This window comes from Terriglobia bacterium, from assembly GCA_020072815.1.
GTDB lineage: Bacteria > Acidobacteriota > Terriglobia > Terriglobales > Acidobacteriaceae > Angelobacter.
The window spans coordinates 260,226-279,052 of the sequence record JAIQGE010000008.1 but is presented as its reverse complement, the minus strand read 5'-3'; the positions used below and the strand labels follow the sequence as shown (position 1 = coordinate 279,052).

General features: G+C 59.4%; 15 protein-coding genes. 5 read left to right on the top strand and 10 right to left on the bottom strand.

The features are described 5' to 3' along the window. Nucleotides 1-190: 190 nt before the first annotated feature. Nucleotides 191-2,425 carry a bifunctional (p)ppGpp synthetase/guanosine-3',5'-bis(diphosphate) 3'-pyrophosphohydrolase gene (locus LAO20_12890; protein MBZ5532323.1) on the bottom strand — a complete coding sequence of 745 codons (2,235 nt, stop codon included), beginning with the start codon at nucleotides 2,423-2,425 and terminating at the stop codon, nucleotides 191-193. Nucleotides 2,426-3,842: 1,417 nt separating this feature from the next. Here LAO20_12890 and LAO20_12885 point away from each other — a divergent pair. Further along, nucleotides 3,843-4,475: a hypothetical protein gene (locus LAO20_12885; GenBank protein MBZ5532322.1), complete on the top strand. Its 633-nt coding sequence runs from the start codon at nucleotides 3,843-3,845 to the stop codon at nucleotides 4,473-4,475. Between the two features lie 58 nt (nucleotides 4,476-4,533). Here the strand turns inward: LAO20_12885 and LAO20_12880 are convergent, their stop codons facing one another. The 3 genes from LAO20_12880 to LAO20_12870 form a co-directional block, all read right to left on the bottom strand. After that, entirely contained in the window at nucleotides 4,534-5,112 is a 579-nt protein-coding gene (locus LAO20_12880; GenBank protein MBZ5532321.1) for a hypothetical protein, read from the bottom strand. Continuing rightward, nucleotides 5,109-6,623, bottom strand: coding sequence for a glutamate--tRNA ligase (gene gltX / locus LAO20_12875; protein ID MBZ5532320.1), 1,515 nt, complete (start codon nucleotides 6,621-6,623; stop codon nucleotides 5,109-5,111). The genes LAO20_12880 and gltX overlap by 4 nt, the downstream gene beginning before the upstream one ends. Nucleotides 6,624-6,813: 190 nt before the next feature. Continuing rightward, nucleotides 6,814-7,950 carry an RDD family protein gene (locus LAO20_12870; protein MBZ5532319.1) on the bottom strand — a complete coding sequence of 379 codons (1,137 nt, stop codon included), beginning with the start codon at nucleotides 7,948-7,950 and terminating at the stop codon, nucleotides 6,814-6,816. Nucleotides 7,951-8,044: 94 nt separating this feature from the next. Between LAO20_12870 and lptD the strand changes: the two genes are divergently transcribed. The 4 genes from lptD to LAO20_12850 all read left to right on the top strand — a co-directional run bounded on the left by lptD (nucleotide 8,045) and on the right by LAO20_12850 (nucleotide 13,852). Further along, nucleotides 8,045-10,684, top strand: coding sequence for an LPS assembly protein LptD (gene lptD / locus LAO20_12865; protein MBZ5532318.1), 2,640 nt, complete (start codon nucleotides 8,045-8,047; stop codon nucleotides 10,682-10,684). A 253-nt stretch (nucleotides 10,685-10,937) separates the two neighbouring features. Continuing rightward, the gene (larE, locus tag LAO20_12860; GenBank protein ID MBZ5532317.1) at nucleotides 10,938-11,771 is read left to right on the top strand and encodes an ATP-dependent sacrificial sulfur transferase LarE; all 834 of its coding nucleotides are present in this window, start codon (nucleotides 10,938-10,940) and stop codon (nucleotides 11,769-11,771) included. Nucleotides 11,772-11,836: 65 nt separating this feature from the next. After that, complete coding sequence (locus LAO20_12855) at nucleotides 11,837-12,748, top strand: DsbA family protein (GenBank protein MBZ5532316.1); 912 nt, start codon at nucleotides 11,837-11,839, stop codon at nucleotides 12,746-12,748. A 66-nt stretch (nucleotides 12,749-12,814) separates the two neighbouring features. Continuing rightward, nucleotides 12,815-13,852: a SurA N-terminal domain-containing protein gene (locus LAO20_12850; GenBank protein MBZ5532315.1), complete on the top strand. Its 1,038-nt coding sequence runs from the start codon at nucleotides 12,815-12,817 to the stop codon at nucleotides 13,850-13,852. A 28-nt stretch (nucleotides 13,853-13,880) separates the two neighbouring features. On the opposite strand, the gene LAO20_12845 is transcribed toward LAO20_12850, so the two are convergent. From LAO20_12845 to LAO20_12820, 6 genes are all read right to left on the bottom strand, one after another. Continuing rightward, on the bottom strand, nucleotides 13,881-14,378 hold the full coding sequence (locus LAO20_12845) for an acetyl-CoA carboxylase biotin carboxyl carrier protein subunit (GenBank protein ID MBZ5532314.1): 498 nt from the start codon (nucleotides 14,376-14,378) through the stop codon (nucleotides 13,881-13,883). Then, entirely contained in the window at nucleotides 14,375-15,916 is a 1,542-nt protein-coding gene (accC, locus tag LAO20_12840; GenBank protein MBZ5532313.1) for an acetyl-CoA carboxylase biotin carboxylase subunit, read from the bottom strand. The genes LAO20_12845 and accC overlap by 4 nt, the downstream gene beginning before the upstream one ends. Before the next feature lie 222 nt (nucleotides 15,917-16,138). After that, a complete protein-coding gene (locus LAO20_12835; protein ID MBZ5532312.1) occupies nucleotides 16,139-16,984 on the bottom strand; it encodes a tetratricopeptide repeat protein in 846 nt (281 codons plus the stop codon). 103 nt (nucleotides 16,985-17,087) lie between these two features. Beyond that, a complete protein-coding gene (locus tag LAO20_12830; protein ID MBZ5532311.1) occupies nucleotides 17,088-17,528 on the bottom strand; it encodes a biopolymer transporter ExbD in 441 nt (146 codons plus the stop codon). A 72-nt stretch (nucleotides 17,529-17,600) separates the two neighbouring features. Then, nucleotides 17,601-18,023, bottom strand: coding sequence for a biopolymer transporter ExbD (locus LAO20_12825; GenBank protein MBZ5532310.1), 423 nt, complete (start codon nucleotides 18,021-18,023; stop codon nucleotides 17,601-17,603). 13 nt (nucleotides 18,024-18,036) lie between these two features. Continuing rightward, nucleotides 18,037-18,801, bottom strand: a complete 765-nt coding sequence (locus tag LAO20_12820) for a MotA/TolQ/ExbB proton channel family protein (GenBank protein ID MBZ5532309.1) — start codon at nucleotides 18,799-18,801, stop codon at nucleotides 18,037-18,039. Between the last annotated feature and the right edge of the window lie 26 nt (nucleotides 18,802-18,827).

Sequence of the window (18,827 nt, the reverse complement as noted above, 5' to 3'; positions counted from 1 at the left end):
GAAAAAGGATAGCAGAGGAAAAAACCCAACACCTTTGAAACGCGGAGGAAAGGAGTAAGCGGAGGAGAAATGAAGCGCGATGGGAAATGTCGAATCCAGCCTCTCCGTTTCCTCTGTTCCTCCGTGTTTCAAAGATTTTGGCTTGGCGCAACAAAGAGTTTATCTGCGTCAATCTGCGCGCATTCGCGGCTCAAACTTTATTCAACCGCTGCACATCATGGATGCCGGGAATCTTCCGCATGCCGTTCATCACGCGCTCCAGGTGTTTGACGTCTTCAATATCAATCACGATATCAATGGTCGCCTGGCTCTCGCCGGTGCGGGCTTCAATATTGCGGATGTTGGTATTGTCGTCACTGATCACCGACGTTAGTTGCTTCAGCATGGCCGGACGGTCTTCGCAAAACACTGACAGCTTCACCGGATACGTGGCCTTGGTTTCGCGCTTCATCATGGCGGGCTTGGCCCATTCCACGGCGATGCGGCGGTCGGCTTCATACATCAGGTTGGTCACGTTGGGGCAGCTTACCGCGTGCACGGCCACGCCTTTGCCGCGCGTCACATAACCGACGATGGCCTCCCCCCGGATGGGATTGCAGCAGCGCGCGCGATAGACCATCAGGTCGTTGTACCCTTTCACCTTGATGGCGCCGCTCTCCGCGCTTTGTCCAAACACGCGGCGGATCACCGTGCCCAGGGTGCCGGGGGTCTTGGTTGGCTCTTCCGCGGGCGCTTCGTCAGAGAGTCCGGGCGAAAGCTTGGCCAACACCTGCCGCGCCGAATACTTTCCGTAACCGATGCCCGCCAGCAAGTCCTCACCGGAGCCCAGGCCGTAATCTTTTGCGATGGCGTCCATCTGTTTCTCGTCAAAATCCTTCATGGCCACGCGATACTTGCGCGCCTGCTTCTCCAGCAGCTTCTTGCCGATTTCAATCGCCCGCTCCCGCTGGTGAATGTTGAGCCAGTGGCGGATCTTGTTGCGCGCGCGCGTGGACTTGGCGATCCCCAGCCAGTCCCGGCTGGGATTATGGCCCGACTGGGTCATGATCTCCACCACGTCGCCGTTGCGCAGCTTGTAGCGCAGAGGCACAATGCGCCCGTTGACCTTCGCCCCAACGCAGGTGTGTCCCACTTCCGTGTGGACGGAGTACGCAAAATCTATCGCGCTGGCGTCGCGCGGCAGAATCACTACCTTGCCCATGGGAGTAAAGGTGTAGACCTCTTCCGGATAGAGGTCCACTTTCAGCGACGAAAGAAATTCGCCGGGATCTTTTACGTCCTGCTGCCACTCCACCACTTGGCGCAGCCATGAGAGCCGCTGCTCGTCCTTGGCGGAAACCGGGCTGGCGTCTTTGTATTTCCAGTGCGCGGCAATGCCTTCTTCCGCCATCTTGTGCATTTCGTCGGTGCGTATCTGCACTTCAAACTGGTGGCCGTCTTCGGTGATCACCGTGGTGTGCAGCGACTGGTAGAGATTCGGCCGCGGCATGGCGATAAAGTCTTTGATCCGCCCCGGCACCGGCCGCCACATCTGGTGGATCGCGCCCAGCACGGTGTAACAGTCTTTGACTGACTTGGTGATGATGCGGACCGCCAGCAAGTCATAAACCTGGTCCACGGTGATGCGCTGGCGCAGCAGCTTTTGATGGATGCTGTACAGCCGCTTGATGCGGCTTTCCACGCGGGCTTCCACGCCGTTTTCCTTCAGCTTCTGCTGCAGGATCTTGATGGCCTTATTGAGGAAAGTCTCGCCCGCCTTGCGCCGCGACTCCACCGCTTCATGCACCTGCTCATAACCGATGGGGTCCACATAGCGGAACGCCAGGTCTTCCAGTTCGCCGCGCACCTTGCCCATGCCCAGGCGATGGGCCAGCGGCGCGTAGATTTCCAGCGTCTCGCGCGCCACTTTCTGCTGCCGCTCTTCCGGCAGGTGTTTCAGGGTCCGCATGTTGTGCAGGCGGTCAGCCAGCTTGATCAGCACCACGCGGATGTCATCCACCATGGCCAGCACCATCTTGCGGACGTTTTCCGCCTGGCGCTCTTCCCGGCTGGCAAAATCAATCTTGTCAATCTTGGTGACGCCCTCAACAATGTGCACCACTTGCTCGCCAAATTCGCGGCGGACGTCTTCATGGGTGACCGGCGTGTCTTCAATGGCGTCATGCAGCAGGCCCGCGGCAATGGCCGTGGAATCCAGCTTCATGTCCGCCAGCACCAGGGCAACTTCCAGGGGATGAATCAGATACGGCTCGCCCGACGCGCGCGTCTGGCCTTGATGATGCTTAAGGGAGAACTCGTAAGCCTTGCGGATGATCTCTAAATCGTCACTTGGACGGTTTTCGGCGACCTTTTGCAGCAACTGCTGGAACCTGGCGGTCAGCAGCTTCTGCTCTTTTTGCGAAGCCGGCTGCGGTTGTGTCGCCATGTTCCATTATACTCTGCACCCATCTGTGGAGCGCAGGCGCCCTCGCCTGCGTGCGGAATGTTCTTCCGAACTCGGCGATGTCGGTGATTCTTCCTGGTTTTCAATTTCCAATTTTCGCAATTCCGGCGATTTTGACAATCTTTTCATCGCCCTGCCCCTCCCCGTTCATCCCCGGAAAATAAAGACTTAACTCAAGTCATCCCCGGCGAGAACCCCGCCTTTCCGATCACGGCGATCACGTTGCGATTCCGGCGATTTTGGCAATCCCATTGGAATTACCCCCACCCCTCCCTATTCATCCCAATGGTCCCAATAAACAAAGGACTTAGCCGCGCTCGATCCCAATGGGATCCCAATCAACTGTGGCGGCCGGCTTGGGTTTTGGCTAAGTGCCAATTGCTGAGTGCTATTTGCTTCTTTTGTCAAAGACCTTGCGCAAGTCGCGCTGTCTCATCCTAGCGCACTTTGCGATGTGAACAAAGCACGAAGTAGTACATCTTGACAAGACTGGCTTAAGGAAGTGTTCGTTTTCGCGCATTTTCGGGGGTATTGTCATCCTGAGCGAGCTCGAAGAAGCGCAGCGACGGAGAGCGCGTCGAAGGACCCCGAGAATGCGCCCTCCACCATGCCGCTACGGCGTATTCTCCCACAACCACGTGTGCTGTGCTCGTCGCCGTGCGCGACGGTTTCCATTACAAGTTCTGGGTCTACATCCTCTTTAGCCGATCGGCATCGAGCAAGACACTCCATCCCTTCCCTAATTCTCTGGGCCTCGCGTGAAGCGCAGATTTATGGGACTCCTCGGGCGAACCAGGAAACAAGTCCCACGTCAGCAGGATGAGGTGGAGTGTTGGAAATGTGGGGACTTCCACGGATCAGTCCCGTCAGGGACGACCGATAGTAGCCCGGTACGTTCCCGAGTCCCGCCTCGCGGGATGAGGGATAAGTGCCGGGTAAGCGACAAAGGATTCCTTCCTTGCTGCCGCAGGCCCGCGCGAAACGTAGCGGAGCGCGCACTAATTCCGCCAGAAGGGCGTTTGGGACGTGCGGCTTGCACGAAGCCCATAACTGGGCAGGTTGAGCTACCAGAGTCATGTCGTCGATGCGCCTCCCTCAACTTTCTCTAGCCGGGCTCGTAGCAAGTTCTTGATTTCAGCAGCGTAAGAGACATCCAATTACGCCTCAAGCAGGGCCAAAGCCGAGAAAGCAGCTCCGATACTTGTGAACCATCGCAGCGCGCCGTGCACAGAAGTAGGCTGGTCGGCCCGGCCTGGCGCCGTCGCGGTGCGGCGACAGGAAATGACCAGCACCTGCGGTGATAGCCGTCACATAATTAGGCAGTTTCGCAGGGTGATTATCGAGAAGATCATTACCAGATTCACCGGCCAGTACTGCGGCCGAGAAATGAGGTGCCATTTTGAATCCGCAAGAAATACGGCTACGCGGAAATGCAGAGCTCGGTGCAGAAGCCAATCTGCTGAATTTCTGGCAGTGGGCATTCACTGACATATGCGACGACGGCAATAGGGGAGTATTCGCTGAGTGGATGGTCCGCGTACTCCTGGACCTGCCTTGTGACTCGGATCGACGTGTTTCCTGGGCCAACAGCGACATCATTCTTGAGAATGGTACCCGGATCGAGGTGAAATCTTCCGCATTGGTAGAAGCGTACAAGACTTTCGATGAGTATGGGGTCCGCTTCGCCAACCTACCCTTAGCCATCAAGGATCCCAAGAAAGTGCGCTTCGGCAGACTAAGGGCGCGCAATTCCCTCATCCTCGCGGCAAAGACCGATCCCAAAACTTTCAAATCAGATTTCTACGTTTTTTGCTTCGAGTCCCAGCCCGACCCCGCAATGTGGGATGCGTGGGATTTATCTCAATGGGAGTTTTACGTGATGTCCCGGCAAGAACTGGAAGAATGCAAGATCGGAGACTCGATATCGTTGGCGACACTTCGCAGTGTGCGTACCGCAATGTCGACCTGCCAATTTCAGGAATATGCAAGCAAGCACTTGCTGGTTTTGAAACCGACTTCGCTGGTTGAATGACAGGTTGGCTCGGTTGAACTTCTGTAATTGAACGGATGTTTGCCTTGCGAAAGCACTCTCACGGCCGCGCGCCGCCGCGATGCTTGCCAGTCTTCAGGTCCACGGCGAATTCCACTTCTTTGTCGCTGGTCGCATCCCAACCGAACCCGTGCAACTCGCCGCCGGAGATCTCTACGATTCGCAGGCCTTCCCAGGAGAGGCGCTCGGTGGTCCAGGCAACTCCCGCGCTCCCCAGGGCAGTGATGCTGGTGAACCCGGCAAACAAGAGCAGGCCCTCTTCCACCACGGAGCGCAAATCGGTCACCGGACGCTGCCCAATTCCCAGCCACTGCCACGGCGCGCCAACATTCACCACGTAAGCGTAGCCGCCGGCCACCACACAAAGCTGCGTGGGATCAGGACAGGAACTCACGCAGTTGACCACCTGGCCGGAGTCAAAACCCAGGGCAAAGAACCCTTTCCAGGCTATGCCCCGCTGCGGAATCACGCGAACATAAGTGCCATTGCGGTCGCGTTCCTCCAGCTCCAGGGGATAGTGATAAAGCAGCTCCAGCGGATGGGGAAGCGGCGCGTGCTCCAGGATTTTGACTTCGTAGGCGTACGGAAAGGCGAACTCAAACCGGAAATGCGATTTCATGGCTTCCGCTCAAGCGCCGCCACAAACGCCTCAGCCCGCTCGCGCACGCTCTTCACGTGTAAGGGAAGCGCCAGCTTGCTGCCTTCTTCGATCAGCGGAATCAGCCGGTCAAAGTCCGGCCCAGAGTGCGAACCGATCAGCGCAATGCGCACCGGATGAAACAGGTCTTTGCCCTTGACGCCGGCTTCAGTCTTGATTTCATTCATGATCGCCTTGAACCGCTCCGGCGTAAGCGGCGACTCGCCGGCAACACGCTGCGCGAACGCCCGAACCACGGCCGCCGCTTTCTCGCCGGCAAAGCTCTCAGCATTTTCGGGCTGTGCCAGCGCCGCCTCGGGATCGTGCTTGAAGATAATTCCCGCACGCTCCGGCAACTGGTCCAGTTGGTCAACGTACGGGGCAAGCAGATCTATCAATTTGTTCGCCCAGCTGCTGACGCTGCCGTCCAAACTGGCCGGCAGGAGCCCAGCACGCTGTAGGAATCCCGCGCCCATGGCGTGGATCTTCTCGGGCGGACTCTGCTTGATGTAATGCCGGTTCAGCCAGTGCAGTTTCTCGGTGTCAAAGATCGCCGGCGAAGGCGTGACGCGCTCCAGGGAAAACTCTTTGATCAACTCGTCCCGGGGAAAGATTTCGCGGTCGCCGCCGCTCGGCGCCCAGCCCAGCAGCGCCAGGTAGTTCATCAGCGCTTCCGGCAGAATCCCCATCTCGCGGAAGTTGGCCACCGACGTTGCTCCATGCCGCTTGGACAGCCGCTCGCGGTCCGGCCCCAGGATGGTGGAAAGGTGCGCGAATTCCGGCACCGGGAGCCCCAGCGCTTCATACACCGCCACCTGCTTGGGCGTGTTGGAGATGTGGTCGTCGCCGCGGACCACGTGGGTGATCTTCATGTCGGCGTCATCAATCACCACCACGTAGTTGTACACCGGCATGCCGCCTGAGCGGACGATGATGGGATCGCTCACCACTTCATTGGAAAACTCCACGTCGCCGCGGACGATGTCATGAAAACGAATCGGATGCTCCGGAATTTGCAGCCGTATGGCCGCAGGCTCGCCGGACGAGCGCCGCGCGGCAACTTCCGCGGCATCAAGCCCCCGGCATTTGCCGGAGTAAATCGGTTGCCGCTGTTCCTTAAGCGCCTGCTCCCGCTCGCGCTCCAGTTCTTCCGCGGTACAGAAACAGTAGTAAGCTTTTTTCTCCTGGATGAGCCGCTCGGCGTAGGCGCGATAGACGTCCATCTTGTCGGACTGGCGGTACGGCGGGTAAGGCCCGCCCACGTCCGGGCCCTCGTCCCAATCCAGTCCCAGCCACTTCAGGTCTTCGAGCAACTGGGTTTCGTAGCGGGCTTCGCTGCGTTCCACGTCAGTATCTTCAATGCGGAGGATGAACGTCCCGCCCTTTTGCCGGGCAAAAAGCCAGTTGAAGAGCGCTGTGCGCACGTTGCCGATGTGAAGCTGTCCGGTGGGCGAAGGCGCAAAGCGCACGCGTACTTTGTCTGTTGGGGCCATCTATTTGATGGTAACAAAATGCTGGTTTTCATCCCGAGCGGAGCGAAGGAGCCCTATCGCCAAAAAAATCAGCAGGAACGCACCAAAGGGGCAGCCGGCGCGTGTAGTAAGGCTGCAGCCAAAAACTCTTACATTCTGGCGGCCTGACTTCAAGTCAGGCCCTGTTACGAACCGTGTTCTCGCAACAGTTCTAGTAAGGCAGGTCCGCTTCGCTGTGCTCTTCGCAGCTGGCTGAGTGCTGAGTGCTGACTGCCGACTGCTTCTCCCGCAAGCACGTCCCAGTCATACGGTCGTGCCAGCCGAGCTGGTCTTCGTCCACCAGCGCCCAGGCATAGCCCAATCCCACGGAGAAGAGAGAAAGCCCGCAGGCCAGGGCGCGGCAGCGGCGCGCGACCAGAGACGCCCGCTCGCCGGCGAAAGTGCAGAGTTCCAGACCAGAGAAGCTCATGCCCGGCGTCCCCGCGCCATAGACCAGGAAGAGATATTGCAGCGCCAGCCACAGCACGCCGCCAGTGGCGAGCAGGCAGGGCAGAACCATGCGCGAGGGAAGCGCTTCGTCCACGTATTGCGCCGATATGACATTGGGGACGATGAAGCGCTCAAAGGCGTAAGCCAGAGCGGCGGTCGTCGCCATCACAATTCCTGCATCCACCAGTCCGGCGATGGCCCTTTTGCCCAGCGGCGCCGCGCAGGGCGACAACTCAAGCTCGTCTTTCAAGCTGACTTCGGGGGCGTCCAGCCGGATGTCGTCAAAGCTGGGCAGCAATTCCATCTGTTCCGCCGGGGGAGTGCTGTCAGCGGCGTAGACAATGCGCGGTGACTCGCGGACCGGGGCCGGCAACTCCATTTCCACCATCGTCATCGACGCCCTCTGCGTCACCGGCAGCGGCAAATGTGCAGGCCGGGGAAAACGGAGAATCTTCAGTTCGGGCATGGGGGCGGGATCCGGCAAGGGCCCGCTCAGGTCCGCGGCTTCGGTGGCCAGCGGCATCACTTCTTCCGGACGGGGCACAATCAACGGCGGCGGCTCGCGATGCTCCGGCTCTGCGAATTCTTCCGGCGCTTCGGCGGGAAAATCCAGATCCAGCGACAAAGATCCATCCGGATCAGAGCGCTTGCGGCGGCGCGCGCGGTGCAACTGCACGCGGGAGATTACTTCCTGCCGCCAATAGTCTTGATTACCGGAACTCTGGCCGGCGGCGGCAGCATCCTGCGCGGATGCAGCAAAGTGCTGCTCGCGCTCATTCATCTCAGGTTCGACGAGGACGGCTGAATTTCTCCGGTTGTGCAGACACGGGTAGGGCTTGTCGCAGACGGGACAGGTCATGGAGCAGTTGTGAGCTTCGCCAGAAGCCGGAAAACGCTGCCTTTGCTTTTCTAAAACAGGGCGTGATAACTTGCCCAGTCAAGCCCAAAGGCCAATGCGTTCCCCTCTCCATCATGTTTTCACAGCGTGCGTGCTTTGTCATCTGTTTGTCGCCACGCCGCTAGTGACAAGCCAGGCGCTCTCAGCGCCTCCTTCGCCTGCCCAAGGCGCGCCGGACAAGACGGGATACTGCCACGTGGTGGCCACCGCGCCGCTAGCGACGCATCCGCCGGCGCCAGCCGCGGCAGAAACCGCAAAGGCGCCAAAAAAGCCGCCAAAGAATCCCAAGCTGGCCATCAGTAAAGAGCAGCCCGTGGAAATTACCGCCCGCCAATGCGAGAAAACCGGCGACGTTTATATTCTGCGCGGCGACGTAGACGTCCATTTTGGCGACTACCACTTCCACGGCGAAACCGTGACCTACGATGCCGGCACCGGCGACGCATCGTCGGACGGCGACGCCACGTTTGACGGCGGCCCGCGCGACATGCACATCGCCGCCAGCCACGCCCAGTACAACGTCCGCAGCCGCACCGGCAAGTTCTATGACGTTAGCGGCTCCACCGGCGCGCGCTTCAGCGGAAGAAACGTCACACTGACTTCCTCCAATCCCATCACCTTTACGGGAAGAGTGGTAGAGCAGACCGGCCCGGAGGAATACGTCCTGCACCACGGGTCAGTCACCTCTTGCGAGCTGCCGCATCCCAAATGGACTTTCAACGCGGAGAAAATCATCTTGCGCGTGGGCGGCTCGGCGCGGATTCACCAAGCCACGTTCCGGCTCAAGGGCGTCCCGGTGTTTTACCTTCCTTACGCCGCGCCTCCGGTGGAACAACTGGGACGCCAGACCGGCTTCCTGATCCCCAACTTCGGCACCTCCAGCAGCAAGGGGACCATTCTGGGCGATTCCTTCTATTGGGCCATCAATCGCAGCATGGACGCCACGTTCGGCGCCGAATATCTATCCAAACGCGGCTGGTCGCTGACCGAAGGGTTCCGCTCCAAGCCAAGTGAAAGCTCTTACCTGAACGTGAACTACTTTCAGGTATTGGACCGGGGCGTGGCCGGCAAAGACGCGCAGGGAAATCCTGCCACCATCAATCAGGGCGGCGAAGACATCAAAGTCAACGGCGAAGCTTCTTTCCGATACGGCTTCCGCGGCGTGGCGTCGCTGGACTACCTCAGCTCGTTTGCTTTCCGCGCGGCGTTTACTGAGAATTTTTCCCAGGCGGTGGATTCAGAGGTCAAGTCCGTCGCGTTCCTCTCCAAGGCGCAGCACGGCTTCCTGTTCAACGGCTTCGGCTCGCGCTACCAGAACTTCCAGAGCAGTTCCAATCCAGACGACGTGATCACCATTCTCCACGTGCCGGGGCTGGGACTCGCCAGCCTGGACCAGCGGATCTTTGGGTCGCCTGTCTACTGGTCGTATGACGTGGCAGCCGAAGGCTTGCGTCGCAGCGAGCAAGGCTTTGTCACGCCCGGCGTGGTGGGCCGCTTTGATATTGACCCTGATCTCACGCTGCCGGTCTTGGTCAAGGGCTGGATGTTGCGGCCGGAGGTGGACCTGCGCAACACCGTTTACACCCAACAGCAAACCCTGATCCAGACGCAGAATCCCCAGGTTTCTTCGCACAACATAATTAACCGGCGAACCATCGGGGCCACGGTTGAAGTCCGGCCGCCCGCGCTGGTGAAGGTCTTCGACAAGACCATCGGCGGCAGGATGCTTAAGCACACCATTGAACCGCGGCTGGTGTACCGCTACACCAACGGCGTGGAAAGTTTTGGCTCGGTGGTCCGCTTCGACTACCGCGACATCCTCAGCAACACCAACGAGGTCGAGTACGGGCTGACGCAGCGGCTCTACCTCAAGCACGTCGAAGATGATTGCGCGACCAAAGACGCGACCAAAGAGAAGAGCGCTCCGGCGCGCAGCAACGGCAAGGCGGCGGCTCCAGCGTCCGCGCTGGACCGGGAGACAGCCGCGGCCCTGGGTTGCACGCCCGCCGGCGCCAATGAGTTTCTCTCCTGGGAAGTAAAGCAAAAGTATTTCGCCGATCCCAACTTCGGCGGCGCCCTGATCAACGGCCGGCGCAACGTGCTCACCACCACGGTGGACTTCGCCGGCATCGCCTTCCTCACGGACCCGCGGGTGTTTTCTCCCCTGGTCTCCAAGGTCCACATGCGCACCACCGGCAATAGCGACCTGCAATGGGAAATTGACTACGACACCAAGAAGGGCCGCATCAACTCCAGCACGTTTTATTCGACCCTGCATTTTGGCGACCACTTTTTCGTGGAAGGCAGCCACGCCTATCTTCAGGTCCCGGGTGAGATTGTTCGCGACCCCAACTCCGCTACCGGAGCAACGCTGCCATTCTGCACTCCGCACATCTTCAACCAGCCTGCCTGCGTGCCTCTGGTGTTCAACCAGATTCGCGCGCTGGTCGGCTACGGCAGCCCCAGCAAGCGCGGATGGAGCGTGGCCGCCCAGGCCGGTGTGGATTCCCAGTTCAACCTGCTCCAGTACTCCGCCGCGCAGACCGCCTACAACTGGGATTGTTGCGGCTTGAGCTTCGAATACCGCCGCTTTTCTTTAGGCTCGGTGCGCAATGAAAACCAGTACCGCTTCGCCTTCACGCTTGCGAATATCGGGTCGTTCGGGAATTTGAAGCGGCAGGCCCGGCTGTTCTGAGAAGCTAACCACAAAGGACACAAAGGTGCAAAAGGTGGAAAACCAAAACCTTTGAAACACGGAGGAACGGAGGAATCGGAGGAGACGTAAGCTTCGTTTTCTTCGCGTCTTCGTGCCCCCGCTGTGAGGTTTCGTGCTCCATTAAATCCTCTGCTTCCTCGTTTCCTCCGTGTTTCAAAGGTTTTGGGTTTAGGTCTGGTTTTGAGCTTTCCTCTTCGTGTTCCTTCGTGTCCTTTGTGGTTAAAATGAGGTTGTGGATCTCCCCGCCAAGCAGCAGCGTCTTGACCAAAGCCTCTCCGCGCTGGGGCGCACTCTGGTGGCTTACTCCGGCGGCGTAGATTCGGCTTACCTCGCGTACGCGGCGCATCGCGTGCTTGGCGACAATATGCTGGCGGTCATCGCTGACTCGCCCAGTCTGGCGCGCACCCACTTGCAGGACGCCATCGCGTTTGCCGAAGAGCAGCACATCCCACTGCAGATCATCCAGACCGCCGAGATGGACCGCCCAGAGTATGTCCGCAATGACGGGCAGCGGTGCTTCCACTGCAAAGATGAGCTGTTCCGGGTGATGGAGATTTTTGCCCAGCAACAGGGGTTTTCCTCTATCGCTTACGGCGTAAATCTTGACGACCAGGGCGACTTTCGTCCCGGCCAGGCGGCGGCCCGGCAACACCAGGTCGCGGCGCCGCTGCTGGACGCCGGCCTGACCAAAGCTGAAATCCGCCAGCTCGCCCGTGATGCCGGCCTGCGTGTTTGGGAGAAGCCGGCCTCGGCCTGCCTGTCATCGCGCATCGAATACGGACGGCCCGTCACCCGTGAGGCCCTGGCTGCCGTGGAGCAAGGTGAGGACGCGTTGCGGGCCCTGGGTTTTCAGCAGTTTCGCGTACGCCACCACGGCGAAATCGTCCGGATTGAAATCAGCCGCGAGGAGCTTGGCCGCGCTCTGACCGCGCCGATGTTCGCCGAATTTACGCGCATCTTCAAAGCCCTGGGGTTCACCTTTGTCACCGTGGATACAGAAGGGTTTCGCTCCGGCTCCATGAACGCCGCTCTGCGGTCCCAGCCCCTGATCAAGCTGGCCCCGTAAGGCGGGGCGAATGCCCCTCATGAGATAATCAGAGAACGACTTTTTTCGGATAAAGGTGGTATCTCTTGGCACGAGCACGGGGCTTTTCCCTAAACATCGTCTTCTTGCTGGTCTTGTTGGGCGCGGGCTGCAAGGCGCAGAATCCCGGTTCGCTCAGCCCTGAAGTCTCCCGCCGGATTCAGACCGAGATCCGCGCGCGCTACAGCGTTCCTCAGCAAATCACGATTGCCTTGTCTGAGCCCAAGCCCTCAGACATCCCCGGCTATGACACCCTCCAGATAACGTTTACCGGCGGCAGCAAGCCGGCGACGCTGGACTTCCTGCTGGCCAAAGACCGTAAGACCGTGGCCCGCATGGAAAAGATTGATATCTCCCAGGACTTGATGTCCAGGATTGACGTAAAGGGCCGGCCCATCCGCGGCAAGGCGGACGCCAAGGTCACCATTGTCAACTTTGACGATTTCCAGTGCCCCTTCTGCTCGCGCATGCACGCCACCTTGTTCCCCGGCCTGCTGGAGGCCTACGGCGGCCAAGTAAGGTTCATCTACAAAGACTATCCCTTGGTGGAAATTCATCCCTGGGCGATGCACGCCGCGGTGAACGCCAACTGCCTGGGGGACCAGAGCAATGACGCTTACTGGACGTACGCTGATTCCATCCACGCGGCGCAGCAGGAATTTCGCGGCAAGAACCTGGCCGAAGCCATCGTCACCTTGGACAAGTCGGCCAAAGATCAGGGCGTGAAATACAAACTGGACGCCGCCAAACTGGATGCTTGCGTGAAAAAGCAGGATGAATCCGGGGTTCGCGCCTCCATGGCGGAAGCGGAGAAGCTGGGCGTGGATTCCACGCCAACCTTGTTCATCAACGGCGAGAAGGTTTCCGGCGCCGTGCCTTTCGAAGATATGCGCGCCATTCTTGATCGCGCTCTGGCGGAGAACGGCCAGCCGTCGGCAGCGCCCAGCGCAAAAAAGTAGATAAGTTGATGAAAGTCGGGTATCGTACCGTTCAATCTGAACTCGTCCATAGGAGGCAACTGTTTAATGCAATCGGTTCAACATCGGCGTAGTGCGCTTTTGCTGGGCGTCGCCGGCCTGTTGATGCTTGCGGGCTGCCCCGGCCGCGGCACGGACAAGAACGTGATGGCAAAGGTAAACGGCTACAAGGTCCTCCGCTCGGAAGTGGACAAGAGTTACAACAGTCAGACCGCCGGGAGCACGCAGAAGCCGACCCAGGCCGAAGAAGAAGCCCTGCGCCTCAACATCCTGCTGCGCATCATGGACGTTCAACTCCACCTGCAGCAGGCGCAAAAGCTGGGCGTGGTGGCCACCGATGATGAAGTGGAAAGCAAGTTCACCCAGATCAAGGCGCCCTATACCCAGGAAGAGTTCCAGAAGATCCTCAAAGACCGGGGATTCTCAGAGGAAGAGTACAAGCAGGAGATTCGCCGCAATCTGACGATTGAAAAGCTGCTGAACAAGGAGATTGCCTCCAAGATCACCATTTCAGACGGCGACATCCAGAACTACTACAACCTGCACAAGGCTGATTTCAATTTGATTGAACCGCGCTATTACGTGGCGCACATCTTCGTGAGCGCACTGCCTCCCACGGGCGGGACGGCGGACGACCAGCGCAAGAAGATCCAGATGATCTACAACCGGTTGCAAAGCGGAGAAGATTTCGCCCAAACCGCCGCCCGGTACTCAGAAGATCCTGATACGGCTCATAACGGCGGCGAACTGGGCGCCATGCCGGAATCGCAACTTAAGAATACTGACGCCGCTACCCGCGATGCCATCCCCAAGCTCACGGCCGGCCAGCACAGCCCCGTCATCCCGGTGATCAACCCCAACAACCACCAGACCACCGGTTACCGCATCGTAAAGCTGCTGAGCAAAGAGGCGGCCGGGCAGCGCGACCTCAACGATCCGGCGGTGCAGCAGTGGATTCGCGGCCAGTTGCGCATCCAGCGCGAACAGTTGCTCAAGATCGCTTACGACGAGGTGCTCCGGGACAACGCCAGCATTGAGAACTACTATGCTGAGCAGATCATGAAGAACGCCGCCGGCACAAAGTAGGGTCCGGCCTGCGGTAAGCTGCTCAAGTTCATTCCACTTCGCCCAAGGCCTGTCCAGCTTCTACGGCGGCGCCCTCGACGACCGTAAGTTTCTTGACCGTTCCCTTTTTGGGCGACTTGAGCTCGTTCTGCATTTTCATGGCTTCAATCACCAGGACGGCTTGGCCGGCCTCCACCGCCGTGCCCACCGGAGCCAGGATGCGGACCACTTTGCCGGGCATGGGCGCTGTAATTCTTCTTGGACCTTCGCTGCCCGAATCGGCCGCGCGGCGCGAACGCAGGGACCGCGGGTCTCTTACCGCCGCGGCAAAGCGCTGCTGCCCCACCACAATGTTGTTCTCCGCCGCCGTGGTTTCCTGCTTCACTTCGTAAGAACGGCCGTCCAACAAAATGGACAGGACGCCGTTCTGGGTGGAGATCATATCCAGCGGGAATTCACGCCCGTCGAGCTTGCAGCGCCATCCCGGCCCTTCGCGCGCAAGTTCCACGCGGTGCGGTTTGTTCGCGATGATGACCTCGTAGATCATGCGCGGCGGACCCCTTCTTCGCGCGCGGTACGCTTCCACTGGGTCGCGGCAGAGGATGACTTGCCATGATTTGTGCCGGCCCCGTTCGTGCCGTTGCCGTTCGTCCCGGCGCCTGCGGGTGCGGCAGTGGCGGCAAAGATCGCGGCAGCCACGGCGGCGATGTCCGCAAGCTTGCCGTCCGCGCCATCGGCCACCGGCTTCTCAGCAAGTAGGCGATCGAGAAAGCCGGTATCAATGCGCGCCGCGATGAAATCCGGGTGCTCCAGAATGCGCCGGAAGAGCGGCAGATTGCTCTTGATACCCCCGATGAAATACTCATCCAACGCCCGGCGCATGCGAGCAATCGCCGTCGCGCGGTCCGCCGCGTGCACGATCAGCTTGGATAGCATGGGGTCGTAGTCCAGTGGGACGGTCCAGCCCTCATACACGCCGCAATCCTCGCGGACGCCCGGCCCCGAAGGCCGCTGCAGCCTGGTGATCTTTCCCGGCGACGGAAAGAAATTGTTCTCCGGATCTTCGGCGTAAATGCGGCATTCCAGGGCGTGCCCGCGCAGGCGGACGTCTTCCTGCCGGAATGGCAGTTTTTCTCCGGCGGCAATGCGCAGTTGCAAATGCACCAGATCCAGCCCGGTGACCAGCTCGGTGACGGGATGTTCCACTTGCAGCCGGGTATTCATCTCCAGGAAATAGAAATTGCGCTGCGCGTCCACCAGGAATTCCACGGTGCCGGCGTTGGTGTAGCCGGCGGACGTGGCGGCCTGGACGGCAACTTGTCCCATGCGGCGTCGCATGTCTTCGTCCACAATGGCGGAGGGCGATTCTTCAATCACTTTTTGATGGCGGCGCTGCACCGAGCATTCGCGTTCACCCAGATAAACCATGTTGCCGTGCTCGTCCCCCAGCACCTGGATCTCAATGTGGCGGGGGTTTTCAATGAACTTTTCCAGATAGACTTCACCGTCATTGAAAGAACGCAGGGCCTCGCTTTGCGCCGTTTCATAGGACGCCTTGAGTTCCTGTTGCGTCCGCACCAGGCGCATGCCTTTGCCGCCGCCGCCAGCCGCGGCCTTGATCATCACCGGGAAGCCGATCTTCGGCGCCAGCGCCTCGGCTTCCGCCAGCGTCAACCCCTTGGCGGAACCGGGAACAAACGGAACGTTGGCCGACTGCATCGCCTGGCGGGCGCGCGTCTTGGAACCCATCAGCTCCATAGCGGACGGCGGCGGGCCAATGAACTTTAAGCCGGCTTCCGCGCACGCGCGGGCGAACTGGGAATTCTCCGATAGAAATCCGTAACCGGGATGAATGGCTTGCGCGCCGCAGCGCCGGGCCACTTCGAGGATTCTGGCGGTGTTCAGGTACGATTCGCGGGCGGCGGCCGCGCCGATGGGATACGCTTCATCGGCTTGGCTCACGTGCAGAGACGCGCGGTCCACGTCAGAAAATACGGCCACGGACGTGATTCCAAGCTCGCGGCAGGCGCGAATCACCCGCAGAGCAATTTCGCCGCGATTCGCGATCAGCACCTTTTTGAACATGGCATTTTCTTTTGTGGGACAAGCGATTGCCGGCGCGGTATTTCTCCAGCGCGGCGTTCTTCGGCAAAAGCCCGATTGTACTTGATTCCACTGAGCGCGCGAATGTGCGCGCCGTCACGCTTAAGACGAAAACTGGTCAAGGACCTAACCGACCCACTACCCGCCGTCACCAGAGAAAAACAAAGCCCCTCCCGCAGGAGGGGCGAGATCAAAAACGCAAACTTACTTCGGCGACGGCGTGGGCGTGGCGTCCAGAACAATTCCGCCTACGTTTTTCTTGGAGGCGGCTTCGGCCTTCCTTTTTCTGGCGTCCATGGCCTTGTTGATCCACTCGTTGGCGGCCTTGACGTAGTCCGCGCGGGCCTGGGCATCATCGCAGGTCATGTCATTGGCTTTGCGGCGGTACAGCAGGTTCAGGTACGCCATGGCGCTATCGTAGTCCTGGCGCTTGTCAATGGCGATCTGCAGCATCTTCATGCCTTCTTCCACGTTTGCGCCGTCTTTGGCCTTCATCTCATCGCAAAGCTTCTGGTCGGCCTTGCCCTTGAGCTCGTCTTCTACGCGCCGGTCGGCTTTGGCTTTGAGTTCAGCGGCGTCTTTGTAAGTCTGTGACCAGTCAATGAACCCTATGGAGTAGTACAGGTCCGGGTCGTTGGAATCAAGCTCCAGGGCCTTCTTGTAATACTGGCGCGCATCATCCCACCGCTTCATGTTCATGTAGAGATAGGCGATGCCCTTGATGCTGTTGATGTTTTGCGGATCGTTGCCCAGGACCTTGTTGTACTCGGAAATCGCCTGGTTGGCATTGGCCAGGTTTTCCGGCGAATCCACGCCGGGAACATACTGCTGGGCGTACGCGGTGGCCAGATACAGCTTGGCGACCTTGAGATCATCATCCAGGCGGACCGCATCCTGAAAGTGGTTGATGGCCTGCTCGTAGTTCGCGTTCTTGTACGACTGGATGCCCTTGTTGAGCTGGTCGCGCGCTTTGAGTTTGTTGCAACCCGCTGTGCTCAACAGCGCGGCTGCGACGGCGATTACCGTCACGAGTCGTGCGCCTCTGTTCATGGTTCTCCTCTCCTTGCCGGAGTCAGGGGAAAATTAGTTCGTTATTAGAGGACAACATCACGGAAGCACGCTTGCGCGCGCCCCGTGCGGAGGAGTCATACGATCACTGCCCGGATTCGATCTTGGCTGTAACCAGACCGATTTTGTCCACTACCTGGGTACCGTGCGCCACGTCAATGACCTGGGCCACGTATTGAAATTCAATGTCGTCATCGCCCTTCACAAACATGATCCGCTCGGCGCGGGTCTTGAAAATGTCGGTGAGGCGGTTATTGAGATCGTCCCAGGAAACGTCATCCTGGTTGATTTTGAGCTTGGGTTTGCCGCCGCCCGGGGCTTCCAGCACCTGGACCACCACCGTGCGGTCCGGGGGCGAAGGCGGCGCGTTCGGCGGCGGAGGCTGCGGAACCAGCGCTTCCAGCCCTTTGGGCGTCAGCGGCGTAATCACCATGAAGATAATCAGGAGTACCAGGAGAACGTCAATCAGCGGCGTTACGTTGATGTCCGCTGTTTGCCCGCCCCCGGTTCCCATTGCCATTGCCATAACTTATGTTCCTCAATATGAAATGCGTTTTGGTTTAGCCCGGCCCCGGCTTTCCGGGGACGCCGCTCACGCTTACTGCCGTCTCTGTTCGGTGAGCAGGCCTAAATCGCTCACGCCAGCGGAACGGACATCATCCACCACGGACACCACAGCCTTGTAGTGGGCCCGCGCATCAGCTTTCACGTACACGCGCTTGTCGGTGCGGTTGGTCAGGCGCTCCTTGATCTTGTTGGTGAGTTCTTCCGGGCCGACCTGGCTGGTGTCCAGAAACACCTTGCCGTCTTTTTGTACGGCCACGATCAAGGCGTCTTCCTTATCTGCATCCGGCATCTGGATGGGGTTGTTGGTCTTGGCCAAGTCAACGCTCTTGCCCCGCTGCAACATGGGCGTGATCACCATGAAGATGATCAGCAGCACCAGCATCACGTCCACCATGGGCGTGACGTTGATGTTGGAGTTGACCTTGGCCCCCTCGTTTCTGACTGAAATTGCCATGGGTGCTCCTGGCTTACCGCCGCGCGCTGCTCTTCTTCAGGAAGTAATCCACCAGTTCGCTGGAAGAGTTGTCCATTTCCACGTCAAAGGCTTCCACTTTGCCGGTGAAATAGTTGAACATCATCACGGCCGGGATGGCCACGAACAGACCCAAAGCGGTGGTCACCAGAGCTTCTGAAATACCGCCGGCCACGGCGCCCAGACCGGTGGCTTTCTGCTCTGAAATCTTTTTGAAGGCGTTGAGAATTCCGATCACCGTTCCGAACAGGCCGACGAACGGCGCCGTGGAGCCGATGGTGGCCAGGCCGCCCAAGCCGCGCTTCAGTTCGGCGTGAACGATGGCTTCCGCCCGCTCCAGAGCGCGCTTGCTGGCTTCAATCTGCTCGCCGGGAATTTCGGTTGAGTCGCCGTGGGCCTTGAACTCCTGCAGGCCGGCGGTGACAACCTTGGCCAAGTGGCTCTTCTTGTTGCGCTCAGCCACGCGGATGGCTTCATCCAGCTTGCCTTCACGCAGGGCCCCGGCAACGGCCGGCGCGAACAAGCGCGACTGTTTGCGGGCGGCGCTGAAAGCGATCCAGCGGTCAATCATCACGCCAATAGACCAGGCGGACATGATGAAGAGAATGATCACCACGATGCGGGCCATCCAGCCCATCTGGCGCCAAAGGCTGATCGGATCCCAGCCGACAACGCCTTCATCGGGGGCAGCCTGGAACAGCCAAAAGGCCACCAGGTGCGCCTTGGCCAACAGAACAGTTGCAAGATTTGCGACAAGCATGAGTTTAAGTTTTCCTCCTCAGAACT

Coding starts and splice junctions, on each gene's coding strand:
- LAO20_12890 (MBZ5532323.1), bottom strand. CDS start 2,425: ATGGCGACACAACCGCAGCCGGCTTCGCAAAAAGAGCAGAAGCTGCTG.
- LAO20_12880 (MBZ5532321.1), bottom strand. CDS start 5,112: ATGAAATCGCATTTCCGGTTTGAGTTCGCCTTTCCGTACGCCTACGAA.
- gltX (MBZ5532320.1), bottom strand. CDS start 6,623: ATGGCCCCAACAGACAAAGTACGCGTGCGCTTTGCGCCTTCGCCCACC.
- LAO20_12870 (MBZ5532319.1), bottom strand. CDS start 7,950: ATGACCTGTCCCGTCTGCGACAAGCCCTACCCGTGTCTGCACAACCGG.
- lptD (MBZ5532318.1), top strand. CDS start 8,045: ATGCGTTCCCCTCTCCATCATGTTTTCACAGCGTGCGTGCTTTGTCAT.
- LAO20_12850 (MBZ5532315.1), top strand. CDS start 12,815: ATGCAATCGGTTCAACATCGGCGTAGTGCGCTTTTGCTGGGCGTCGCC.
- LAO20_12845 (MBZ5532314.1), bottom strand. CDS start 14,378: ATGATCTACGAGGTCATCATCGCGAACAAACCGCACCGCGTGGAACTT.
- accC (MBZ5532313.1), bottom strand. CDS start 15,916: ATGTTCAAAAAGGTGCTGATCGCGAATCGCGGCGAAATTGCTCTGCGG.
- LAO20_12835 (MBZ5532312.1), bottom strand. CDS start 16,984: ATGAACAGAGGCGCACGACTCGTGACGGTAATCGCCGTCGCAGCCGCG.
- LAO20_12830 (MBZ5532311.1), bottom strand. CDS start 17,528: ATGGCAATGGCAATGGGAACCGGGGGCGGGCAAACAGCGGACATCAAC.
- LAO20_12825 (MBZ5532310.1), bottom strand. CDS start 18,023: ATGGCAATTTCAGTCAGAAACGAGGGGGCCAAGGTCAACTCCAACATC.
- LAO20_12820 (MBZ5532309.1), bottom strand. CDS start 18,801: ATGCTTGTCGCAAATCTTGCAACTGTTCTGTTGGCCAAGGCGCACCTG.